16 protein-coding genes are annotated in these 20,592 nt (G+C 50.3%); 2 read left to right on the top strand and 14 right to left on the bottom strand.

From position 1 onward, the window contains the following. Positions 1–121: 121 nt before the first annotated feature. The 12 genes from HNQ56_RS07055 to HNQ56_RS07000 form a co-directional block, all read right to left on the bottom strand. Complete coding sequence (locus tag HNQ56_RS07055; protein WP_429144101.1) at positions 122–1,525, bottom strand: FAD-binding oxidoreductase; 1,404 nt, start codon at positions 1,523–1,525, stop codon at positions 122–124. A 79-nt stretch (positions 1,526–1,604) separates the two neighbouring features. Next, on the bottom strand, positions 1,605–2,798 hold the full coding sequence (locus tag HNQ56_RS07050; protein ID WP_429144099.1) for an FAD-binding protein: 1,194 nt from the start codon (positions 2,796–2,798) through the stop codon (positions 1,605–1,607). 12 nt (positions 2,799–2,810) lie between these two features. Further along, positions 2,811–3,599, bottom strand: a complete 789-nt coding sequence (locus tag HNQ56_RS07045) for an electron transfer flavoprotein subunit beta/FixA family protein (RefSeq protein ID WP_429144098.1) — start codon at positions 3,597–3,599, stop codon at positions 2,811–2,813. 361 nt (positions 3,600–3,960) lie between these two features. Further along, complete coding sequence (locus HNQ56_RS07040; protein WP_429144096.1) at positions 3,961–4,665, bottom strand: FadR/GntR family transcriptional regulator; 705 nt, start codon at positions 4,663–4,665, stop codon at positions 3,961–3,963. 83 nt (positions 4,666–4,748) lie between these two features. Further along, positions 4,749–6,050: a 3-phosphoshikimate 1-carboxyvinyltransferase gene (gene aroA, locus HNQ56_RS07035; RefSeq protein WP_429144094.1), complete on the bottom strand. Its 1,302-nt coding sequence runs from the start codon at positions 6,048–6,050 to the stop codon at positions 4,749–4,751. A 65-nt stretch (positions 6,051–6,115) separates the two neighbouring features. Further along, positions 6,116–7,516 carry a phospholipase D-like domain-containing protein gene (locus tag HNQ56_RS07030; protein WP_429144092.1) on the bottom strand — a complete coding sequence of 467 codons (1,401 nt, stop codon included), beginning with the start codon at positions 7,514–7,516 and terminating at the stop codon, positions 6,116–6,118. A 208-nt stretch (positions 7,517–7,724) separates the two neighbouring features. After that, entirely contained in the window at positions 7,725–8,192 is a 468-nt protein-coding gene (gene sufU, locus HNQ56_RS07025) for a Fe-S cluster assembly sulfur transfer protein SufU (RefSeq protein ID WP_429144090.1), read from the bottom strand. After that, positions 8,179–9,414: an aminotransferase class V-fold PLP-dependent enzyme gene (locus HNQ56_RS07020; RefSeq protein ID WP_429144088.1), complete on the bottom strand. Its 1,236-nt coding sequence runs from the start codon at positions 9,412–9,414 to the stop codon at positions 8,179–8,181. Before HNQ56_RS07020 ends, sufU begins: the two co-directional genes overlap by 14 nt. Then, positions 9,401–10,477, bottom strand: coding sequence for a SufD family Fe-S cluster assembly protein (locus HNQ56_RS07015; protein WP_429144086.1), 1,077 nt, complete (start codon positions 10,475–10,477; stop codon positions 9,401–9,403). Before HNQ56_RS07015 ends, HNQ56_RS07020 begins: the two co-directional genes overlap by 14 nt. A 10-nt stretch (positions 10,478–10,487) precedes the next feature. After that, positions 10,488–11,894: a Fe-S cluster assembly protein SufB gene (gene sufB / locus HNQ56_RS07010; protein WP_429144085.1), complete on the bottom strand. Its 1,407-nt coding sequence runs from the start codon at positions 11,892–11,894 to the stop codon at positions 10,488–10,490. 3 nt (positions 11,895–11,897) lie between these two features. Beyond that, entirely contained in the window at positions 11,898–12,653 is a 756-nt protein-coding gene (sufC, locus tag HNQ56_RS07005; RefSeq protein ID WP_429144083.1) for a Fe-S cluster assembly ATPase SufC, read from the bottom strand. Further along, a complete protein-coding gene (locus tag HNQ56_RS07000; RefSeq protein ID WP_429144081.1) occupies positions 12,607–13,131 on the bottom strand; it encodes a MarR family winged helix-turn-helix transcriptional regulator in 525 nt (174 codons plus the stop codon). Before HNQ56_RS07000 ends, sufC begins: the two co-directional genes overlap by 47 nt. A 330-nt stretch (positions 13,132–13,461) precedes the next feature. On the opposite strand from HNQ56_RS07000, the gene HNQ56_RS06995 reads away from it, so the two are divergent. Next, complete coding sequence (locus HNQ56_RS06995; protein WP_429144462.1) at positions 13,462–13,587, top strand: hypothetical protein; 126 nt, start codon at positions 13,462–13,464, stop codon at positions 13,585–13,587. After that, positions 13,574–14,452, top strand: a complete 879-nt coding sequence (gene metF / locus HNQ56_RS06990; RefSeq protein ID WP_429144080.1) for a methylenetetrahydrofolate reductase [NAD(P)H] — start codon at positions 13,574–13,576, stop codon at positions 14,450–14,452. Before HNQ56_RS06995 ends, metF begins: the two co-directional genes overlap by 14 nt. Positions 14,453–14,540: 88 nt before the next feature. Here the strand turns inward: metF and HNQ56_RS06985 are convergent, their stop codons facing one another. Together HNQ56_RS06985 and HNQ56_RS06980 are read right to left on the bottom strand one after the other, a co-directional pair. Then, positions 14,541–19,688, bottom strand: coding sequence for a carbohydrate binding domain-containing protein (locus HNQ56_RS06985; RefSeq protein WP_429144078.1), 5,148 nt, complete (start codon positions 19,686–19,688; stop codon positions 14,541–14,543). Between the two features lie 286 nt (positions 19,689–19,974). Further along, positions 19,975–20,559, bottom strand: a complete 585-nt coding sequence (locus tag HNQ56_RS06980; RefSeq protein WP_429144076.1) for an HD domain-containing protein — start codon at positions 20,557–20,559, stop codon at positions 19,975–19,977. Positions 20,560–20,592 lie beyond the last annotated feature (33 nt).

The raw sequence follows: 20,592 nt of genomic DNA, 5'->3' as shown, positions 1-20,592 counted from the left end.
TTATTGCATCCTCTGCTGATATCATAACATCCCGTCTTCACAGCATCGCTTACACTTTTTACTATTACTGCAATGACAAACGCAGCCCATTAAGAGCTGCGTTTTCAAAGAATTACTTTTCCTATTGCTGGCATACCTTCCCCGGATTTAAGATATTCTTCGGATCAAAGGCCCTTTTTATTCCTCTCATTATTTCCACGGCGGCCGGATCCAGGGACTCAAAAAGATAGGATTTCTTTGCATAGCCGATGCCATGCTCGCCGGATACTTGGCCGCGAAGTTCTCTTGCCTTGCCGTAAATCTTATCCATCGCCCGGGTCATTCTCTCCTGCCACTCCTCTTCCCTTAATTCGTCCCTCAAGATGTAAGCATGCAGATTTCCGTCCCCTGCGTGGCCGAAGCTCTTAATCCGGATATCTACCTCCTTATGCAGTCCATGGATATATTCCACCATTTCATTGACGCAGCTGCGGGGAACTACTACATCCACCTCATCCATACCGGTAGTGGAGCCTTTGATCGCCTCCAGAAACGCTCCTCTCGCCTTCCAGATAGATTCCTCCCGCTCCGCCGTGTCCGATATCAGAATATCAACCGCCCCCTGCTCAAGGCAAATCCTCGCGGCACTCTCATATGCCTTTTCTATTTCCTGGGTGCTATTGCCGTCAAATTTCAGGAGCAGATACGCATCCGCACTGTGATCCGGGAATTTCTTGCCCAGATATTGCTCCGCGTCCAGGATCACTTCCCTTTGCATAAACTCAATTGCGGTAGGAGCGGATTTTGATTTGATAATCAGCGGAACGGTTCGGATGGCCTGCTCCAGGCTGGGGAAGGGGATCAGCAGGCTGATGGCCTTCTGAGGGAGGGGAATCAGCTTCAAGGTAGCTTTTGTAATAATTCCAAGGGTTCCCTCTGAGCCGATCATGAGATCCTTCATGGCATAGCCCGTACTGTTCTTCACTACCTTGCCGCCGAATTCAACGATGGTTCCATCCGGCAATACTACCTCCAGGCCACGGACATAATCTCTGGTTACCCCGTATTTTACCGCTCTCATCCCTCCGGCATTGGTGCTGATATTACCGCCGATGGTTGCTGATTTTTCACCTGGGTCCGGAGGATAGAACAGGTCCCTCTCCTGGACATAGTCAGACAGCTCCATTAAGAGAACGCCCGGTTCCACGGTAATGGTAAGGTTATCCTCATCCAGCTCGAGAACATGGTTCATCAGCGTGGTATCCAGCATAATTCCATGCTCCATGGCTACGGAAGCTCCCACCAGCCCGGTTCCCGAGCCGCGGGGTGTTACCGGAATACCATTGGCATAGGCATATTTCATGATTTCAGACACCTCCTGCGCGGAGATTACCTTAACAACAAGATCCGGGTAACTTATGGTATCACTCAGCTCGTCATGACTGTATTCTTCATTAATATCTTCACCGTACAATACCCGTTCCGGATCATTGATTAATTGACTGATATATCGTAAATCCATCTGATCCATTCTTTTATAATTCATTGCCGCCTCCATTCCTGCGCATATCCTGCGCTCCTTCACTCTCCATATAAATTCATCAGACACCCGGCCGTCCCGCTGTTTACCGGATCGATCTGCCAAGCTTGATCTGATTGATCAGATTCGGAATAATTTCGTATAAGTCCCCCACCAATCCGTAATGGGCCGTCTTAAAGATCGGCGCATTTTCATCCTTATTGATGGCAATGATATGCGTGGCATGATTCATTCCGGCGGTAAACTGTACCGCACCGGACACACCCACGGTAATGATCAGATTCGGCCTTACGGTTCTTCCGCTTAAGCCTACCTGGCGCTTCGCTTCCACCCATCCCGCCTCCATCATCGGTCTTGTACAGGCAAGCTGTCCGCCCAGCAGATCCGCCAATTCCTGCACCATCTGCAGATCCGCCTCCTTCTTGATTCCGCGTCCTGCGACCACCAGTATTTCCGCTGCTTCGATGTACTGCTCTTTTTCTTTCGCGGTAATAGCGAGAACCTCCATCCTGCTGCCCAATTTCTCTGCCGGAAGCTCACAGATGATAATTTCACCGGACTCGGCGCCGCTTCTTACAGGCGCATCCATAACCTTGTATCTGACGGTAGCCATCTGCGGCCTGTGATTCGGAGTCAGAATCTGCGCCATGATATTTCCGCCGAAGGCTGGCCGAATTTGAATGAGATCCGTCTCCTCGTTAATGTCCAGGATGGTGCAGTCAGCGGTAAGTCCCGTCCTCAATCTTGCCGCCAGCCGGGGAGCCAGCTGACGTCCTACCGGGGTGGCACCCATAAGAATTGCAGTCGGGTGCAGCCGGGTCACAAAATCCTCAAGAACCGCCGTATAAGGCTCAATCTTAAAACGGTCCAACGCCTTGTAATCATATAAAAATACCTTGTCAATATTATAGTGAAGCAGCTCGCGGCCGTTTTCCCCTATCCCGCTGCCCATCATCACCGCATATACGGGGTGATTGATCTTTGCCGCCAGCTCCCTGGCCTTGCCCAGCAGCTCATAGGTAACCGGATGAATCTGGCCGTCAACGTGATCTACATAAACCGCGATCCCCTTCCACAGGCTTTTATCAATCCGGGCAGCCTCCTCCTCCACATATTCTATGGCTCCCTTGGGGCCCTTTTTCACACAAATCTTACACATCTTGCAGGCTGCGTTGATAGAAAGCGCTCCGTTCCTATTCTCCATTGCGTTAAAGGGACAGAGACGGATCATTTCCTCGATATTGCCTACTAAGCTTTGATGGATGACTAATTTCGCCATTGCCTTTCCCTCCTATACAAATTTTAGTTCACGCAGCTTTTGATACAGCCGGTCGGTGAGCTCTGCCTGATTCCCGGTCCATTGCTCGCGATGAGAATTCACCGCGGGAGGGAAGATACGCTGAACCTGGGTCGGAGAGCCGTTCAGTCCATAATGCTTCTCGTCCTGATCCTCAAGCTGATCCAGGGTGATCACCCTGATTTCACGGTCCTTCGTCATCTCCTTCTTCAAATAGGAGGGAAGCCTTGGCATGAAAATATCCTTATCCACCGACAGCAGACAGGGATACTGTATTTTGGCAATCTCCACATCATGGGTCATATCCATCTCTACGGTAATTGTCCCGGTGCCCAGCTCTATGATTTTTGATACATTGGATGCGCTGGGAATGTCCAGATATTCGGATACCTCGGGACCAACCTGGGCCGTATCACCATCCGTCGTCTGCTTTCCGCACAGGATTAGCTCAAATTCTCCCAGAAGCTTAATTCCCTGGGATATGGTATAGCTGGTCGCCAGAACATCGGCTCCTCCAAACCTCCGGTCCGATATCAGAACCCCTTCATCGGCCCCCATGGCAAATGCCTCCCGGATCACGCCGGCTGCCTGTCCCGGTCCCATGGTCAGGACACAAATCTTGCCGCCCAGCTCCTCCCTGATGCGGAGCGCTGTCTCTATCGCATATAAATCGTAGGGATTCATCTTAGATTCAACACCGTTCCTCTTTAATACTCCAGTAACCGGATCGACTTCCACTTTATTGCTGTCCGGCACTTGCTTAATACATACCAGAATGTTCATGCTGCTCCTCCTTTTTCTATTCCCAGCAGTGTATTCCCAGTTCAGCCTATAAGATACCTGATTCTGATCAGCTAACCGGAATGGGAGATAGGCTGTTTAAATTGGTAGTACCAATTTTGCCGCAAAAGAAAAGCTGCATAACCAGAAGTTTCGGCTGCCTGTGCGTGATAAATTATTTATCTACCGTATAGAAATCATATCGCATCCGCAGCTGAAACAGAGGGTTTATGCAACGCTCTGCCTGCCTTATAAATTGGTAGGACCACTTTATAATTTTATTATACTTTTCTTTTACTTTGCTGTCAACAAACGTCATTTTTTTAACAATTTCATAGCAGCAGAATGTTATAGTTCAAGGGGTTCAAGGATGGACTGCATTATCCTGAAGCTTTTCATCAATTAAACCAAAATGTTTATTAATAGCCTCATATGCCAGATTCTTATCCCTGGTAACCAGGCTTTTCATCATCGCATTATGTGCTTCCCACAATACAAGTTTACTATCCGGCGAGCTTAATATTTCTCTTCTCAAATCCGAGATAAATTGATCCATCAAGTCGGACAGTGCTTGAAGAATGCTGACAATCAATGTATTTTGGGAAGCTATGGCAATGGTATAGTGCAGCTTTTTATCCAATATGACATTGTTTTCCTCGGTGGTATGCTCTAATTCTTGCAGCACTTTAGTCAGCTCCCCGATCTGCTCATCCGTTATATGGTCGATGGCCAGCATAAGGGCCTGCAGCTCCAGTCCCCGGCGAAGCTGACTGATCTGCCGGTAGTCGATCTGGTTGAGCAAAAACATCATGGACATGGATTCCACCAGATTGTTCTCAAAATTACCGGTAAGATAATTCCCTGCCCCCTGCTGACTGGAGATCACACCCATAATATCCAGGGTACGAATCGCTTCGCGGACAGAATTACGGCTGATCCCCAATATTTGAGACAATTCCCTCTCTGCCGGCAGCTTACTGCCGGAGATCAGGTTTCCTTCCCGTATCTGATGCTTGATGTAGTCAATGACCTTTGTATATGATTTTTGCTGTTGCGCCTTCTCTTCCACCCGATACCTCCCGCAATATTCCTTATCTTTCTTGCCCCTACTGTAATGACAAACATGACGCATGATAAGCTATGTTCTATAACTTATTTATTCCAGGCCTCCGTCAACTCATCTATGATCTCAAAATAATTCTCAAATGTCTTCGCACAGCAGTGAGGATTATCGATCACAACCCCTTCCGCCCGAAGGCCGATCAAAGTAAAGGCCATTGCCATCCGGTGATCCTCATAAGTCTCTACTACCGCCGGCGTAATTCTGCCCGGATAGATGCAGATCCCGCCATCCTCCCGGCTCTCTTCACAGCGTATTCCCAGGCGGGTCAGCTCCTGGATAATCGCTCTGATCCGGTCTGATTCCTGCAGCCGGATATGTGCTATGTTTTTTATGTTGGTGGGAGAGGATGCAAAAGGGGCAAGTGCCGCCAGAGTCATCGTCTGGTCGGAGAAATCATTCATATCCACCGTAATACCCGGATATATTCTATCCCTTCTGCCAACTACGCGGATTCCCTGCTCCGCATCCTCTGCCAGGCACCCAAGCTGCCTCAGCACTTCTATAAACTTAATATCCCCCTGCATGGAAGCATCATGCACACCTTTAACCGTAACTGCTATTCCCAATAAGGGGGCCATTGCATAGAAATAACAGGCGGCCGATACATCCGGCTCTACCTGATAGGATGTAATATGATAGGTGAGATTATGCGGTACATAACATACATTGCCCTCCTGTGCCACCTCGATACCAAACTGCTTCATCATAGCAAGGGTGAGCTTAATATATGCCCCCGCCTTTCTGCTGCCGGACATCCTCACTCTGACTCCCCGGGGTGACAGCACTCCTGCCATCAGCAATGCGCTTACGAACTGACTGCTTATGGAGGTATCCATCGTGATTTCCTCCGCGGCAATTCCCCGGGAATGGATTTCAAAGGGAAAATGTCCTTCCTCCTTCAAACAGTTTACAGAAACCCCCATATCATGAAGTGAGGCGATCAGCGGTTCCATGGGCCGTCTTTCCATCTGCGCGGAGGATCGCAGGATATAATCTCCTCCGGCAAAGGCCAGCAATGCCGTTAAAAACCGGGCGGCTGTTCCGGCACTTCTGACGTTGATTTCTGCAGTCCGGTTCGGTATTACACCGCCAAGTCCCTGTATCGTAACTGTCTTAATCTCCTCTTCTATTCTCACATTAAAGCCCAGCTCTGTCAGGCAGCTTAAAAAGGCTCTGGTATCGTCACTGAAGAGCACCCCTGTCAGCCTGCAGCTCCCATTGGACAGTGCCGCCAGCATCAGAGCACGGTTTGTAATGCTTTTGGAACCCGGCACCTCAATCTCTATTTCGTCCTTTTGGATAAACTCTCCGACTTGATATCTGTCACTCATATTCTCACCCCTCCTGTCCCTTCTCTTCCATGCTGATCTGTCAAGGATTCCAAAAATATAGTCAGCTATAGCAATTGTCGGAACGGCTTTATTAATCTTCTAAGAATACTATACTGTATCTTCTTATCTTTCCTTATTGTTCTTATCTCATAGTCTTTTCCGTAGAAATCTTCTTTTCCACCCTCAACGCATTTGCTCTGATTCATCTGGGCTTGTGCTTTTTCCTTCAGCATCTCATTAAGTTCGCTGCTTTTAATACAAAGCATCAGCTCCGTATCCAGATACGTGCTCCGCATATCCATATTAAATGAACCCACAATACTAATGTCATTGCCAACCAATACCGTCTTCGTATGAAGGGAGTGTCTCCCCCAATATTCATATACTCTGACTCCGCTGTTCAGTATTTCATCCTTCTCGTTAATGTAATCCGTGCATCCAAATGGATTGGCCCCGTTTTCATGGGCATTCGTAATTACACTTATATCCGTACCGTTCTTCTCCAGCTCTTTTATATCATCATACATATCATCATTCATAACGATATATGGGCTTATTATGGTTACCTCGGAATTCGTTCCCATAACAGATACCATCTGATTCCAAAGTACCGGTTCTTTATTCGATGCATTGATAGGGTTTGAAAGAAGAGATATCCCCTCTGCCGCTATTGTTTCAGATACCCAGTCCGTTTCCTCCTGCAGCTCCCCATACCTTACTTTCATCCCAGTATAGTGATTTCGCAGAGACTCATCATAATTGCCGCGGCTCGTATACCTCTTGCAGCAGTTCAATTCCCATATTTCCTCAAAATAATTCACCAGCTGTATGTATGCACTCCCTTTACCTTCCTCTGTCTCATATACAAGAATATCCCGGTCTTCATTTTGGGAAGAACCATACGCTCCGAGAAACAAATCAAAGGTGTTTCTTCCCCCCAGAATAAATGCGTTATCATCAGCAATCAGATACTTATCATGCATCCGGTAGTTCCCTTTCCAGGGGGTAAGCATGTTGATTTTATTGTAAAACTTAACTTCAACATTTTCGTTTTCTGTCAGCTCCTTAAAAGAGTCGCTGTTATTAAGATGCCGTTCTCCGGCTATTCCATCCACCAGTATTTTAACATGAACGCCCCTTCCGGCAGCTTCGTTCAGAGCCGACATAATATCCCTTCCGCTCATATCATCCCTAAAGTCGAATGTAGACATTATAATACTATTTTCCGCGCTCTCTATCAGTCTGAGCCGCCAAAGCAAAGCTTCCTTATTGTCATCAATCAGTCTTATGCGTTCTTCTGCCGTATTCTCGCTGCCGTAAGCAATGGTAACCTCACCTCTTACTTCCTTTTGAAATAACGGAGGTACCGCTGCACTTATGATATAGAAAAACAGTATTCCAACAACAACCCGTATAATAGCTCCAGCCTTTTTATTTTTCTTCTTTTTCTGATTCTCTGTTCTCATTCTTATCCTTTAATCAATTTTCCTCTCTTAAAACAACAGCATCCGCGGCTGTCACGTTCCATTATAATATGAGTTCTGTCAAAGTGCAACAAAACGCTGTGCCATTTTAATCTCACCTATTTATTTAATGTAACAGTTCAGAGGGGGGGTCCAGGCAGAGACATAAAAGGAATCAACGCCTTCTTAAGCAGCAAGCCGCCGAGTATTCTTATCCTTTACCAAATTCACTATCGGTCTCATGACCGGTTTCACAGGCAGCCAAGGCAGCGTTCAGCGTGTGCCAGGGCATGGTGGCACATTTAACTCTGGCGGGCATGGCAGATACGCCCATGAGTGCCGCCGCTTCATCCAGCCTTTCCATATCCTCCCCGGAAAGAGGGACACTGCGAATCATATCCAGAAACAGACGGCATAAATCCTTAGCTTCCCGGAGTGTTTTGTCCCTCACCAGATCAATCATGATGGAAACCGAGGCCTGGGAGATGGCGCAACCGATACCTGTGTAGGAAGCATCCCGGATGACACCGTCTTCCAGCTTCAGAAACAACTGGATCTCGTCCCCGCAGCTGGGATTTTTGCCCGGCATGGCAACGCTGGCTCCCTCCAGCGGGTGTTTATTATGATGGGATAGATTGTGATCCTTGATCACCTGGGAATACAGTTCATTTAGATTCAAAGCCAAGCACCTCCCTTACCGTGGACAGCGCCCGGACCAGCCGGCGAATGTCCTCCTCCGTGTTATAAAAATACAGGCTCATACGGCAGGTGGCGTTTACCCCTAAGTGGGCCATCAGGGGCTGGGCGCAGTGATGCCCGGCCCGGACAGCCACCCCGTGGGCGGCCAGAATGGTGGCGGTATCATGGGGGTGGACATCGGCGATATTAAAGGAGAGGATACCGTTAGGGGCCGCTCCCTCTCCCACGCCATACAGCCGGATGCCGGGCACTGCCGCCAGCTGCTCCAGAGCGGAGGCCGTCAGGCGGCTTTCGATTTCCCGGATAGCGGGCATGCCCACCCTCTCCAGATAGTCGATGGCGGCTCCCAGGCCGATGACTCCCTCGGCATTTTGGGTGCCCGCCTCAAACCTCCAGGGGGCGTCCAAAAGCCGCACCCCCTGCTGGGTAACTTCTTCCACAATGCCGCCTCCCAGCCGCAGGGGCTCCATCCGCCGGAGCAGCTCTTTTTTGCCGTATAGGACACCAATGCCGGCGGGCGCCAGCATCTTGTGGCCAGAAAAGGCCAGAAAGTCTACCCCCAGCGCCTGCACATCCACTGGGATGTGGGGCACGCTTTGGGAGGCATCCAGCAGGACAACCGCTCCCCGGTCGTGGGCCATGGCGGCCATTTCACGGATGGGGTTGACACTGCCCAGCACATTGGACACGTGGGTGATGGCCAGGATTTTAGTTCTGGGAACCAGCTTTTGATCCAGCTCCTCCAAGGGAATGCTGAAGCTTTGATCGGGAAAGAGATACCGCAGGACGGCTCCCGTCCCCCGGGCCAGGCGCTGCCAGGGCAGCAGATTACTGTGGTGCTCCAGCACCGAAATGAGGATTTCATCCCCGGGAGCCAGCGCCTGTTCCCCGTATCCCACCGCCGCCAGGTTGATGGCATCGGTGGCACCGGCGGTAAAGACAATTTCCTCCGGATCGCCGGCGCCGATAAAGCGTGCCGCCTTGGCCCGGACCTCCTCGAAGGCCTCGGTCACCCGGACACTGATGGAGTAGGCGCCCCGGTGAGGGTTGGCGTTAAAGGTTTCGTAATATGCCCGCACCGCGTCAATAACCTGCCGGGGCTTTTGGGTGGTGGCAGCATTATCCAGGTAAGCCAGGGGCAGCCCCGAGGATTCCTGCTGAAGCAGCAGGGGAAAATCCCGCCTGTAATCAGTGTTCATCATGGATCACCTCCTGAATCTGTTGTTGCACCGCGTCCCGCAGGCCGGGGGAAGGCAGCTTGTTTAAAATGGGGGTAAAGGAGGCTTCCACCAGCAGGCGCTTTGCCTCTTTTAAAGTAAATCCCCGGCTCATAAGATAGTAGAGCTTTCCCGGATCCGGCTTTCCGCTGGAGGTGGCGTGTGCCCCTTCCACGTTGTCCTCGCCGCATAGCAGCAGGGGGGTCGAAAGATTGACCGCCCTGGAGCTGAGAGTGAGTACGGTTTCCTCCTCCACTCCCCTGGAGCCGGAGGCTCCCCGGATAAAGTCCAGAGTGCTTTTCAGTGTCTTTTTGGCCTTGCCCGCCAGGGCGCCCCGGACCACAAGTTCCCCCTCGGATGCCGAACCCCGCAGTTCCAGCCGGTAGTTAAAGTCCTGAGTACGTCCGCCGCTGCCCAGATAGAGAGTGTCCAGCCCTCCCCGGCTCTTCTTGCCGGCCAGGGAAATGTTGCATCCTGCCACTACCTGGCCGCCGCCCAGCTCGCAGAACAGGGCTCTTCCCTCGCCTCCGGCCTCCACCTGGACGGCGGTGCCATCCAGATGGGCATCTCTTTGGCCCAGCATCTGGATTTTGATCAGACGCACCTGGGCTCCCTCCTCTGCCCGCAGAGTGGCAAACCCGCTATGAAAGTAAGCCCCCTCCCCTGCGGAGCGGTAGCGCACGACCACATCCGCCCGGCTGCCCGCCTGGGCATGAATCCGGAGGTGATCCACCAATACTGGAGATTCCTCATCCAGCAAAAAGTCTAACACAATAGGTTCGTCGCACTGCACATCCCGGGGGATGGTAAGGCTGAGACTGTAGTTTTGATGTTCAAAGGCAAAATCCCGCAAACGCTCCAGGTCCCGGGGCAGGTTTTCCACCTGGATACGGTCTCCCTGGCGGCAGATCTCTACATGATCCGCCCCGGATAACACGCCGCCCCGATAAGCCGTGCCCAGGGAGGCATCGATGTCCATCTGCGCTTCGTTCATGCCCAGCCAGTGCCATGTAGGAATTTGTAACTCGTTTAGTTTTGTAAGCTTCATGGCGTCCTCCTTATCCTATTGTCCCTTCCAGTTCCAACCCCACCAGCCGATTCATCTCCACGGCATATTCCAGGGGCAGTTCCTTTGTCACCGGCTCCACAAAGCCCCGGACGATCATAGCCTTGGCCTCCTCCTCGCTCAGTCCCCGGCTCATAAGATAGTAAATGGAGCCCTCGCTGATGCGGCCGATTTTAGCCTCGTGGCCGATATCCACTGCATCATTTCGGATGTCCATACCCGGGATGGTGTCGGAACGGGAGAGACTGTCCAGCATCAGAGCTTCGCAGATGACACTGGATTTGCTGTTTTTCGCCTCCGGCAGCACCACCACCGAGGTACGGGTGGTGGTGTTACCCCCCATCTTGGAGATGGACTTAGAGGACATGGTGGAGAAGGTATTGGGTGCCGCGTGAACCACCTTGCAGCCGGTGTCCAAAAACTGTCCTTCGCTTGCAAAGCTGACACCGATATATTCACTGCGGGCCCCCTCCCCTTTGAGAATGCTGCTGGGATAGAGCATAGTGATATGGGAGCCGAAGGTTCCCGAAATCCACTCGATGGCCCCGTCCTTTTCTACCGTGACCCGCTTAGAGTTAAGGTTCAGCATGTTCTTGGACCAGTTTTCAATGGTGGAATAGCGCAGCGTGGCTCCTTCCCGCACATAGAGCTCCACCCCTCCGGCATGGAGATTGAGGACATTGTACCGGGGCGCGGAACAGCCCTCGATGAAGTGGAGCCTGGATCCCTTTTCACAGATGATGAGGGTATGCTCAAACTGTCCGGCCCCCGGTGCGTTGAGGCGGAAGTAGGACTGCAGGGGCAGCTCCACATGCACTCCGGCGGGCACGTAGACAAAGGACCCCCCTGACCATACCGCGCCGTGGAGGGCCATAAATTTGTGATCACTGGGAGGCAGCAGCTTCATAAAGTGAGTCTTGACAAGATCCTCATACTCCCGCAGAGCGGTCTGCATGTCAGTATAGACCACTCCCTGGGCACGCATCTGCTCCTTCATGTTGTGGTACACTACCTCGGAGTCGTACTGGGCACCCACCCCGGACAGCGCCTCCTGCTCCGCCTTGGGGATGCCCAATCGGTCAAAGGTGCCCCGGATGTCCTCGGGCAGCTCCCGCCAGTCATCGGTCATATTCGCCTTCGGACGGACATAGGTGACGATTTGATCCATGTCCAGCTCATGGAGGGAGGGTCCCCAGGCAGGCAGGTCCAGCTTTTGAAAGATAGCAAAGCTTTTCAGGCGCAGCTGGAGCATCCAGTCCGGCTCCTTCTGCCCTGCGGAAATCTCCCGCACAATCTCTTCGGTCAGCCCCGGAGCCACCTGATAGCCGGCGCCGCCAGTATCTCTGATATCATAAATATCACGCTGGATTTCGTCCAGTTGCGTTTTTTTCCGCTCCATGGTTCACCTCGTTTCCGCCTGGATAAACCGGGCAAATCCGTTTGTGTTGATCTCATCGATGAGGCCCCTGTCCCCGGAGCGGACAAACCGGCCATGGTAGAGAACATGAACCCTGTCCACCGGCAAAGCGTCCAGCAGCCGGGTACTGTGGGAAATAATCAGTAAGGCGTTATGCTCATTTTTGTAGCGCAAAATACCTTCCGTGACAACTCTCACGGCATCTACGTCCAGGCCGGAATCCGTCTCATCCAGGATGGCCAGCTTAGGTCTTAAGGTCAAAAGCTGCAAAATCTCACTCTTTTTCTTTTCTCCGCCGGAAAAGCCCACATTGAGGTACCGGTCAGCATAGGCATCGTCCAGCTGTAAGGCATCCATGTTCTCCCTCAGCTGTTTTTTAAAGCCGAAAAGCGAGGTAGGTTTTTCCTCGCCGGCAAGCTTTGCTGTCCGCAAAAAGTCGGATACCGTGATCCCGTCAATCTCCTCCGGGGTCTGAAAGGCCATAAAGATACCCTTTTTGGCCCGTACGTCCACGGCCGCCCCGGTGATGTCTTCCCCGTCAAATTCAATCTGTCCCTGGGTGACCCCGTAGGCGGGGCTGCCCATGATGGTGTTAGCCAGCGTGGACTTACCGGAGCCATTGGGCCCCATAATCACATGAACCTCGCCGGGTTCCATCTTCAAATCTACACCGCGGAGCACTTCCTCTCCGGTTTCAAGAGCGGCATGCAGGCCGCACACACGCAGCAGTGACTGCTTCATAATGTATTCCCTCCTTGTCCTTTCTACTGGGTTCTTCGCATTCACAAGGGAACTGGCAAATGGGTACACATTCCCTTACGCATTCCAAAAAGCGAAAGACGGCGCTGGCCTCCTTGTCATCCAGGTCCGCGATAAACCGGCACAGCTTTTGGTTTGCCTGTTTGTGATAATGCTGGTGCCCCTCTATGGTCGCCTCGCCCCTGCGGGTCAGGCGAAAAAATTTTTCTTTCTTGTTATCCTCACGCTGGGTTCCCTCCAGAAGCTCCTTCTGGCATAGCTTTGCAACCATTTGAGTGACAGCTCCCTTGGTAATCCCCAGGCGCTCCGAAAGCGCGCTGACATTGTCATCTGGATAGCGGGCGATAGTCCCCAGAAATTGAACCTCGGCATGTCCCAGCAGAACCCCTCCGCCGTAATCCATCGGTTTTTTCTTCTCCTCCTCCAAGAGGCGGATGATCCCGAATATTTGATCTGTCACGTTACAATACATCATTCGTCACACCCTTCCTGCAGAGCCTTTGCGGCCTGTTGTTTATTATAGTATGCACTTTTTGTTTAACTGCTAAACAATTTTATCATAGACCCATTTACCGGCTTTGTCAATACCTTATAATCTATAGATCTGGAGGCTCGTGATTGTGATGGTAAAGATATCAGTACAATAAAAAAAGACGCACCGTCTCTTTGGGGGGCGGTACGCCTGTGGAATCCGTCTGATATAGTTTTAAGTTATATCAAAGTGCTCTTTTTATATATTATACAGTTTCGGTTTATGATAGTAAAATAAAATCATAATCCCAAATAAAAAATTAATCCCGGAAAGCTATGGGACAATCCCGGCTGCGGATTAAAAACGAGAGGAGTTGCCGAGACCACAGCAAGTCTGAAAAATCTGGTCGCTGCGGCAAAACAATTGAGAGATGAAAACAACTGAGCTTTTTAAAAAAGGAACCGTCCTATCCTATGAAGTATTTCCTCCCAAGCGCACTGCCCCGGTTAATACCGTGTATGAGACCATTGACGGGATCCGGGAGCTGCAGCCGGACTTTATCAGCGTAACCTACGGTGCCGGAGGCGCTGCTGACAGCGGGAATACCTTTCAGATCGCCGCGGCAATTGGACGGGATTACGGAATTGAAAGCGCGGCCCATCTTCCCTGCATCGGGCTGACGAAGACAGAGGTCCGTCAAAAGCTGGATGAATTGCGCGGCCTGGGGATTGAAAATATTCTGGCTCTGCGGGGAGATATCCCGGAGGGAGCCTGTTCAGGCGGTGATTTTCATTATGCCAGCGATTTAATTGCCTTTATTAAAGAGTATGGCGGCTTTAATATTCTTGCCGCCTGTTATCCGGAAGGACATGTGGAAAGCGAAGATAAGGTGGCGGATATCCGCAACCTCAAGACAAAGGTTGATGCCGGAGCCGATCATCTGATTACGCAGCTGTTTTTTGACAACAGCTACTTCTATTCTTTTCTGGAGCGCTGTCAGCTGGCGGGAATTGCGGTGCCCATAGAAGCAGGCATCATGCCTGTGGTCAATAAAAAGCAAATTGAACGTATGGCATCCCTCTGCGGCGCAACCGTACCGAAAAAGTTTGCCGCGATGATGGACCGCTACGGCGATAATCCCATTGCCATGCGCGATGCAGGAATTGCTTATGCAATTGACCAGATTATCGATTTGATTTCACAGGGTGTGGATGGAATCCATCTTTACACAATGAACAATCCGTATATTGCCCGGAAAATATATGAGGCAATTCATACACTGCTGGAACCGTATACCTTGGTCAGCTGAACCTTCCCGCCGCCTTAGAGCGGACAGAATTTGTGCAAAGCCGGCGATTTGTGATTCTTCACAATTCGCCGGCTTTTACAGGTTGATTTTATTTTATTGTTACTTTTGTTTTATAAGTATAGACCTTTCCGGTATATAACTTAACTGTGGTAGTGATTGTTACCTTTCCCGGTTTCTTGCCGGTGACCGTTCCGCTCTTATCAACGGTTGCCGCCGACGTATTGCTGGATTTATAAGTGATTACCGCTCTTCCTTTCGCGGGGAAGGATGCTTTCTCCTTCATGCTGGCCACCTTCTCCAGCGTGGCGGGAAGACCGACTTCCACCTTCGTCTTTGCCCCTGGCTTTAAGGTCTTCTCCTTATCCACCTCGATCTGCTCCTTAAGGGGTGTAAGCACTTCCTTAGATGCCTTCTCGGGCAGCAGCACATATTCTCCGCCTTCTATCAACGGGAATGTAATATAACCATCCTTATCAACCTGATAGGTAGTGCCGAAGGGTACGGATTCCAGCTTTCCTGTCTTCGTATTGACCGCGTAGAGGTATAGCTTCTGCATCGCCTCAAAGCCATGTGCGCCCACATACAGTCTGACACTGCTCTGTGCGGGGAATTCCTCCTCCTGAGCAAAACCAAGGAACATTCCTTCGGAATTATTCTTATCCTTCGATAATATCTCCTGTACTGCCTCATTTTCAGATGCCTTGCCGATGTCAATTCCCAGAGACAGGCCGCCCCTTACCTCTCCCTTCGCCAGGTTTTCCGCATCCAGTGTAAATTCATAAAGGAGTTTCCCGGACTCGCTATTGACCGCGTAACTGATGTCCTTATGATTCCTCCTTGCCGCATTCAGGATAGCCTTTGTTAATTCAAGGGCCGGTACCTCATCACCATGCGCTTCTGTTTCAATGATGATCTGGTCAATATCCTCTTTGTTTATTTGTAAGAGGAGGAGGAAGCTCTCAATCTGAAGTCTGGAGTTCGTTGCATCTGCTTCAGCTGTAAATCTGGCAATCCCATCCTCCACATGAATGTCAACCGGCGTACTGCCATCCTGCTCCGGAGAAGGAGCCTGGGATACCGCCGGAACTGCCGTCGGCGTTGCCACTGGTGTTGCTGTAGGTACTGCTGTCGGCGTTGCCGTTGGTCTTGCCGTAGGTACTGCCGTCGGCGTTGCCGTTGGTCTTGCTGTCGGCGTTGGCGTTGCTGTCGGCGTTGCCGTAGGTGCTGCCGTTGGCGTTACTGTCGGCATTGCTGTCGGGGTTACCGTAGGTGTTGCTGTCGGTATCGGAGTAGGCGTTGCTGTCGGGGTAGTTCCGACATCCGCACTTCTTTTAACCGATATATTATCCAGTTCAATGTCATAGACATTATTTACTGCCGATTGAGTGGCAAGCAGAAAATTAAGCTTGCTGCTATTCTCTCCCGATGTTACTACCCAGGTAAACTTCTGAACCGCAGGCGTTAATTCAAATTCCTTTCTTCCGCCGGCGAATTCCATGGCAATTGCAGTCGCCACGCTGGATTTTGCTTCAAAGGAAAGGGTATACTCAATGCCCTTGCTGACCGGAACAGCATCCTGGAATACCTGAATTGACCAGACTTCCGGATTTTGACCAGCCGAAGAGACCTTCAGCTTGCCGTTTGAAAGCTCCAGGCGCCCGCTGGCGTCATCATACATAAACCAGGAGCCCCAGTGAGCAAGGCCTTCAAAGGTGCCGTTCTTAACAAACTCCCCGTCTGCTCCGATCACTATCTGGGTCACGGGCTTTGTATCATCCATTCCGGCTGCCTTAATTACAATTGCATAGCTTCCTGCTGCCGGGAATAAGCTCTTATCCAGAAGAACCGAGTCGGCCCCATAGGTTACTTTATCCGCAGGCACCAGTGTTTCATTAATATATGCAGTTTTGGAAGCTGCATTCCATGCGGCTCCTGCCGAATGCGTCAGAACGCTGTTCTCTCCCAGCTTAATGGTCTGTGCTACCGTCAGTTCGGGAGCCGCAGCATTAAGCTCCTCCGGGGTCATTTCCCGGATTACAATATTATCAAAAATAATATCATGAGGATTATTATTATTTGAGGTGATCAAATCTCCCTTTGTTACATTTCCCATAAGGAAGTTTAATTTCACGCCTCCCGATACCGGAGCGTCATAACGGAATTTATAATGAGCGGCTGATGTCTCCAGCACTGCGGTGGTCAGAGGATCCGCTCCGTTTTTCACACCAAGCTCAATAGCAATCGGCCTTCGTATCGTAGCGTACGCATCAAATTCAAGGGCATAAGCCTTTCCGCCCTGCAACGGAATATTGCTCTGAGAAAGCTGCAGATCCCATGTGTTTCCTTCATGCCATATAAAATGTACCTTTGCGGCCCCCTCAGACTGACTTGCATTTCCGCAGCCATTCATGGCCCAGAAGTCCCATCCCTCCAGTGAGGTGTTAAAGCTTCCATTTACCACCAGGTTTCCGCTGCTTTCCAACACGGATTGTACCCATGCATTGGTAGAATCATAACCGTCCGCAGTTGCCTGTATGACATAGCTTCCTGCCGCGGGGAATAACTCTCCCTTCAGGGTCATCGTCTTGGCAGCCGTATCCAGCGTTACCAGGCTGCTGTCCACCGGCACGGCATTAATGGTGACCTTCCTGTTCGCTGCTGATTCCCAGCCTGTTTTATCATAGTATTTCAGCACGATGTCTTCCGATGCCTTAGGAGCGGGCTGGGTACCGGCTAAGAAGGCTCCCTGCAGCAGAGGCCTTGCCGTAACATACAGCTCCACATCCTTTATGTAGAAACGGCATTGCTGCGTGAAGTCACCCAGAAGATATTTCAATCCAAGGTTTCCGGTGAAATCCGCGGTAAAAGTATAAGTGTAATCCTGCCATTGATCGGTCAGATCAAAGCTTGTATCCAATACACTTCTCCAGTCTCCGCCTTCCCTCTGTATCCGGATGACAGCGGACTGAGCACTGCTGCTGTCGGTTCTGGCCTTAAAATTCATAGTATAATGATGTCCCTCTGCAATATCCACACCCATTTGCAGGAGCATCCGGTCGTAATTATTCGCCGCCTTGGCACCGACTGCAAAGCAGACATTTCTGCCGCCCTCTTCTACGATACCATAATCCGTCTGTGACACGGTCCACCCTGCGGTGCCTGCCGCAAAGTCTCCATTGCTAACCGGATAGATCTTCACCCCTTCATAGCTCACATTGTTGTTGGTCAGCCGCTTCATGGAGATATTATCCAGTGAAACGATGCCTGCATTTCCTCCGACGTAGATTCGCAGGCTTGCCATAATATCCGTAACACCGCCCATGGCAAACTGGAGGTCGAAGGTATTGGTCTGCGTATCCGTTATGGTATACTCCTTATATCCATAGGAGGTAAGGCCGTCTCCGCTCAGCAGCTCCAGTCCCACCGTTCCCGGATTCTCCGCCTTCGCATCAAAGGTCACTCTGTATATATCATTTTTCAGAAGGTTTAATCCCTTCTGTTCCGCATAGACATCCTTCAGATTTATGGAAGAGCCGGTAACCACAACTGCCGAACCGGATACTGCCAGCGCCCGAACTGACGGAGATACTGTTCCGGTTCCTCCGATTACGCTCCAGAACTGCATCCGGCTCGCATCTCCCTGGTCAAAGGTGCCATTATAAATATGCTCTCCATTGGGCAGAGGCTCCTTGGGCGCGTCCTCGGATATCTCCTCGGAGAGTCCTAATACCTTCACACTGACATTCTTAACGGTTACAGGGATGTTGCTTAACCCCATATTCAGCTCCAGCCTTCCGGTAGTGGAGGCACTCTTCATCTCAAAAGGAATCCGGTAGCTGGCAAAGGATGTACTCAGTGAAGTACTGACTACATCAGAGTAATTACTAAATGTAACCGAATCTGTAACCTTAACCTCCATCGTCCTGGAGGCATCCGCTTTCGCCTCAAAGGACACCTCGTACCGGTAGCCTCTGGTCAGCGGCAGTTTATGGATCAGCTGAACGGAATAGCTCTGATTGCCGGGATTTTGTATGCTGATCCGGGCAGAATCGTCCTCCTGCTTCACCGCGTCGGCATTTCCGGCAAAGTCAGTCAGACAGACCAGATCCCATCCCGCTGTACTGTTACCTGCATAATCGGCAGTGATCTTTTTGATGGAATCAAAGGTTCCCGTGATTAAATCCGAACCCACAAAGACACCGTCCGGCAAAGAATCCGGCGTTTCGGCGGGAGGAGCCACATTTTCATCGTATTCCTGCCCCTGTAAGTCATACACCCGCACATAATCCACTTTCATCTGCCCTCCGTCGAGGGTCGGATCCAGCTGGCCGCCATCATAGTCTCCTCCCACAGCCATATTGAGCATCAGATAAAATTCTTGATCAAAAGGCGCCGGATATGTATAATTCAGCGGGCTGCCGTTCGGCTTTGAATACCAGTCACTGGTCTCATAATAGAGAATATCATCCACATACCAGCGCATACGGCCCGGAAGCCACTCCAGAGCATAAATATGTTCGTCCGTAATGGAGAAGGCCGCATTATTGTAGGTTCCCCCCTCATGCTTATTATTGGGCCAGGTCCCCCCGTAATGCAGGGTTCCGCCCACCTCGTTGATAAGCCGTCCCCTTGCTTCCATAATATCAATCTCACCGGACAGAGCCCATACGCCATATTTGTCATAGGCAGGCATCATCCAGAAGGCCGGCCAGTAACCGGTTCCTGCCGGCATGGTAATCTTTGCTTCAAATCTTCCATATTTTTTAGCAAATAATGCCGGATTGTCTTCCGATGCGTTTAATTTCCCTTTTGTCCAAATCCTTCCCGAAGTATACGCAGCTCCCCCATATTGGCTGCTGTCGGTATTCTTCTTCGCAGTAATCACCAGCTTCCCGTCCTCGAAGCCTACATTATTGCCGTCATCGGTGTAATACTGCTTTTCATTATTGCCCCAGCCGGAGATACCATAAGCGGAACCGTCTCCGACCTGGTAGCCCCATTTGCTGGTGTCAAGTGTGCCGCTGTTAAATTCATCCTGCCACACCAGCTCCCAGGTATTGTCCTGTTCCCCATCGCTGGTAACAATCGTATCCCCTATGCCAGGAATCGTTTCTCCTGCCGGTACCGGCTCCGCCGCCCTTGCCGTTCCGGGAACAGCTGAGTACAGTACCATGCTGGCACATAGAAAGATGGATAATAACCTTTTACCAAGAAAAGCTCTTGATATTTTCTTCATAAATACCTCCTTTTTTTACACAGTATAAACCCTCCCGGCACGCAGTGCCATATCATGGACGCTTGCGGACATGGTATACCGTGTGAATTAGACATGTTCCATGTCTCTGAACATATTAAGATATAACCGGAAAATTTTATAGTAATTGTATTTTAATAAAGTATAATTTTTTTATATTTTTCTATTTATTGGAGTATCATCTTTTTAGACGCCCTTGGTGTCTATTTATTTTTAACAAAAAAGAACACTCCACCATTTTATATAGTAGAGTGTCAGATTTTTATTATCACACCGGTTCGTTTAAACTGCTGAGATTGTCAATATCCAGTCCTGATTTCTTCTGGAAATATTCCTTGATCTCAATGTGTTTATTCCATTTACTCCATGGATAAGAACCATATCTTTGTTTAACATCATTCATACGAACTTCAATTTTTACCGGTCCATCCGGAAAAGCAATACTATCACATAATTGTATCAGTCTGTCATAATCGTCATACTCGTATCCCTCCATCAGGGAAGCTATTTCCTGCAAATCCTTGTCGGAAACATCCCGATGACCGATATAGGTTTTGAGATCCCTGTCAGCAAGAGAGTGCGTGATACAGATCCTGGCGGCCTCATCATATCCAAGCTCCATTAAATAACGGTAACCGTCGATTATATGTGCCATGTTTGTTACTCCCTCTCTCCGGCCAATATCATGTAAAAGTCCGATAATATAAGCTTTATCTTCATCCATGCCATCGCATCGGCTGGCGATGATATAAGCACATTCTGCAACAACTATGGAATGGTTCCTCCATGGACCCGGGTTTCTTTCATATGCTTCCTCCAGCAAAGCAAATGCCTGCTCTTTGTTTGGTAACATTGCTCTTCTCCTCTTAATGCCTCCGCTCCGGCC

Origin of the sequence: Anaerotaenia torta (assembly GCF_050433395.1) — a bacterium.
Lineage (GTDB): Bacteria > Bacillota > Clostridia > Lachnospirales > Lachnospiraceae > Mobilitalea > Mobilitalea torta.
The sequence above is the reverse complement of the archived record's forward strand: the minus strand, read 5'-3'. Positions and strand labels throughout refer to the sequence as shown.

Excerpts from the sequence above, each read along its gene's own strand:
- HNQ56_RS07055 (WP_429144101.1), bottom strand. The coding sequence starts at position 1,525 with ATGAATTATAAAAGAATGGATCAGATGGATTTACGATATATCAGTCAA.
- HNQ56_RS07050 (WP_429144099.1), bottom strand. The coding sequence starts at position 2,798 with ATGGCGAAATTAGTCATCCATCAAAGCTTAGTAGGCAATATCGAGGAA.
- HNQ56_RS07045 (WP_429144098.1), bottom strand. The coding sequence starts at position 3,599 with ATGAACATTCTGGTATGTATTAAGCAAGTGCCGGACAGCAATAAAGTG.
- aroA (WP_429144094.1), bottom strand. The coding sequence starts at position 6,050 with ATGAGTGACAGATATCAAGTCGGAGAGTTTATCCAAAAGGACGAAATA.
- HNQ56_RS07030 (WP_429144092.1), bottom strand. The coding sequence starts at position 7,516 with ATGAGAACAGAGAATCAGAAAAAGAAGAAAAATAAAAAGGCTGGAGCT.
- HNQ56_RS07020 (WP_429144088.1), bottom strand. The coding sequence starts at position 9,414 with ATGATGAACACTGATTACAGGCGGGATTTTCCCCTGCTGCTTCAGCAG.
- HNQ56_RS07015 (WP_429144086.1), bottom strand. The coding sequence starts at position 10,477 with ATGAAGCTTACAAAACTAAACGAGTTACAAATTCCTACATGGCACTGG.
- sufB (WP_429144085.1), bottom strand. The coding sequence starts at position 11,894 with ATGGAGCGGAAAAAAACGCAACTGGACGAAATCCAGCGTGATATTTAT.
- sufC (WP_429144083.1), bottom strand. The coding sequence starts at position 12,653 with ATGAAGCAGTCACTGCTGCGTGTGTGCGGCCTGCATGCCGCTCTTGAA.
- metF (WP_429144080.1), top strand. The coding sequence starts at position 13,574 with ATGAAAACAACTGAGCTTTTTAAAAAAGGAACCGTCCTATCCTATGAA.
- HNQ56_RS06985 (WP_429144078.1), bottom strand. The coding sequence starts at position 19,688 with ATGAAGAAAATATCAAGAGCTTTTCTTGGTAAAAGGTTATTATCCATC.
- HNQ56_RS06980 (WP_429144076.1), bottom strand. The coding sequence starts at position 20,559 with ATGTTACCAAACAAAGAGCAGGCATTTGCTTTGCTGGAGGAAGCATAT.